Raw genomic sequence first — 2,727 nt, 5'->3', positions numbered from 1 at the left:
GTGGTCGCCAATTACGCGGTCGAGCTGCGCCCGCAAAGTTTCGGCACCAGCCAGACGCTGATAGCCTTCTACCTTGAGGATCAATGGCAGCTCGCCCCCGATTTCACGGCTACGCTGGGCCTGCGCTGGGATTATGACACGCTGACCGAACGGGGCGCGGGGGACGGCGACACAGACAACATCGCGCCGCGCCTCGCGCTCAACTGGCAGCCCGATGCGCGTTCCTCTGTGCGGTTCGGGGCGGGGATTTTCACTGGCAAGCTGTCTTATGCGGTGATCTCGGACGCGTTGCAGCGCAACACCACCTCGGCGGGCTTCCTGAGCCAGCTCGGACAATTGCAAAGCAGCGGGGTGATCCCGGCGGGCGTCGACCTTGGCGATATCACCTTTGACGGGAATCTGACGGTTTCGCCTGCCTGTGCCACGGTCGCGGAATGCCCCGCACCCGAGGCAGTGCAGGACTTGCGCGACACGGCAATCGTCAACGAAGCGCGGATCCTCAGCCCCATCGGCTATGACAATCCCTGGAGCGTGCAGATCAGCGGTGGCTACCAGTATCAGGCGACCAGCACGCTAACCCTGTCGGTCGACGCGCTCTACAGCCGTTCGGAGAATCTGGTGCGGCTGCGCGACCTGAACACGCCCTCGTCCTTTACCCCCAACCTCGCCAATCTGACCGATGCCAATATCGCCTTGCTTCGCTCGCAACCCGACAATGCCGCGCGTTTCGCGCTCGCGCAGAGTCTCGGGCTGGTGCGTTCGCAAGCCGATGCGGATGCCTCGCGCCCGGTGGGCCTGGTGCCCGGCGGGGCGCGGCAGATCACCGTGTCCGAAACGGCGGGGGAGGCGGAATACCTTGCGCTGATTCTGCAAGCGATCAAGGCGCGCGGCGACGATCCCTACGCCTTCCGCCTCAGCTACACCCTCTCGCGCCTGCGCAACGATACCGATGACATCAATTTCCGCGCCGCCAACGCCAATGATTTCAGCACCGAATTCGGACCCTCGGCCAATGACCGGCGGCACGTGATTTCGGCGGTGGGCTATCTTTACCCGGTGGATGGGATGACGGTGACGCTGGCGGGGCTGTTCCAATCGGGCCAGCCGGTCAATCTGGTGCCCGATGCGCTGATCTTTGGCACGCAGGATCTGAACGGTGACGGAGCCAGCTTCGGCGAGAACTTCCTCGGCAATTCGGATCGTTTCCCCGGTGAGAGCCGCAATTCGGGGCGCCTGCCATGGTCTGCCACGATTGATGTCGGCGTGCGCTATGGCCTGCCGGTCCTCGGCGGGCGGATCGAGGCGAGCGCCGACGTGTTCAACGTGCTCAACACCAACAACGAAAGCGGCTTCGCCAACGCGGCGACCACCTCGAACCAGATCCAGTTCGGCGGCGGTGCGCCCTTCGTGCAACGCAATGCCGGTCCCCCGCGGCAGTTCCAGTTCGGGCTGGCCTACAAGTTCTGAAACGGGTTCGTTGCCGCCATGACCGTTCGCCATGACATCAGGGCCTTCGCGGCGGCGACAAATTGGCGCAAGCTCGTTTCGACGGGCGCTTTTGCCGCCTTGCCTCAGGCGCTCAGCAACCGCCGCATCAGATCCGCGTGGAAGCGAACGTGGTCGACCTCGCGCAGATAGGTGACGATAGGCCCATCGAAGGATGGGTCAGCGGCAAAAAGCGGTCGGCGCGCATCAAGCGAAATCCTGGTCGGCCAGCGGTGCCGCACGAAAGCATCAGGCAGCAGCAACCAGCCCACCGCCAAGGTATCAAAGGGGGTAAATCCCGGCGCGGCAAAATTGCGCTGCCAGTCGGACTGCCAAGTTCGCGCACTTGCGGCGAGCCACCGGGCGCATTCTCCGCCTTCATTACGCAACCGATCGAGATCATGAGGCGTCAGCCACGTCTTTGAAGATACTTCCCACCCCGCGAGCGTCATCGGCACGCCGAGAGCAAGCAGTTCGGACGCCGCGGCAGGGTCACATTCGAAGTTCATGTCACCGAATGGCTTCTTCTGCTTTGGTGTCGCAAGAAACTCCAGTCCATCACGTCTGCCGCCCACAAACACAATCTCCTCGACATTTCCTGTCGGGGCATCGCGCAGACCAAGCGTCGCTGCGACGGTGGTGAGGGGGCCGAGCGCCAGGATCGTCAATGGTCCCTCGTTTAGCGCCTGCGTTAGCGCGGCGGTGGCTTCGTTCGCTGATCGATCTCCGCCGCAACCGCTTCCCCGATAAACAGGGATGTCTGGGCGGCGGGCGCGGGTCACTATGTCCCGTGCCATCGCAAATGTGTGGTCAATATCGGTATTGCCATAGACCGCCGACACACCTGCAACTTCCAGCTCGGGCGAATAGAGCGCCTGAATAAGCGCGAAGGCGTCATCGACCTCGCCATTGCCTGCGGTGATCGCAGGATCAGTATCAATCCAGACCCGTCGCAGAGTCATTTCGTTGTTCCGAGGACAAGGTCACGCGCGTCGGCGAGCATCATGGCTTTGTCTTCCAGCCCGATTTGTAATGGCAGTTGAGCAACCCCGATCAAACGCCGCATGATTTCTATGCCGATGATCTGATTCAGCAGCTGGCGATCAAGCGCGATGCCGTAACGCTTGATGAGCCTCTCGGTAGAATTCTCAGGCTGGCCGCTGAGCCTGAGATGCGCAGCAAGCACGCCCACATCCCATTCACGGGGGCCAATCCAGCAGAATTCCGGATCGATCACGAAGA

2 protein-coding genes and 1 pseudogene are annotated in these 2,727 nt (G+C 62.3%); 1 reads left to right on the top strand and 2 read right to left on the bottom strand.

Annotated features, from left to right (window positions below; genetic code table 11):
* Positions 1 to 1,467, top strand: a 1,467-nt coding sequence (locus C0456_RS19945; RefSeq protein WP_291056264.1) for a TonB-dependent receptor, incomplete at its 5' end; no start/stop codon positions are given.
* A gap of 104 nt (positions 1,468 to 1,571) precedes the next feature.
* On the opposite strand, the gene C0456_RS19940 is transcribed toward C0456_RS19945, so the two are convergent.
* The gene (locus C0456_RS19940; RefSeq protein ID WP_291056260.1) at positions 1,572 to 2,447 is read right to left on the bottom strand and encodes a nucleoside hydrolase; all 876 of its coding nucleotides are present in this window, start codon (positions 2,445 to 2,447) and stop codon (positions 1,572 to 1,574) included.
* Positions 2,444 to 2,727: pseudogene (locus tag C0456_RS19935) on the bottom strand (aminoglycoside phosphotransferase); the annotation flags it as partial. The pseudogene C0456_RS19935 and the gene C0456_RS19940, both read right to left, overlap by 4 nt.

Origin of the sequence: Hyphomonas sp. (assembly GCF_013823385.1) — a bacterium.
GTDB lineage: Bacteria > Pseudomonadota > Alphaproteobacteria > Caulobacterales > Hyphomonadaceae > Hyphomonas.
Note: the sequence above shows the minus strand (reverse complement) of the source record. Positions and strands in the feature narration are given on the sequence as shown.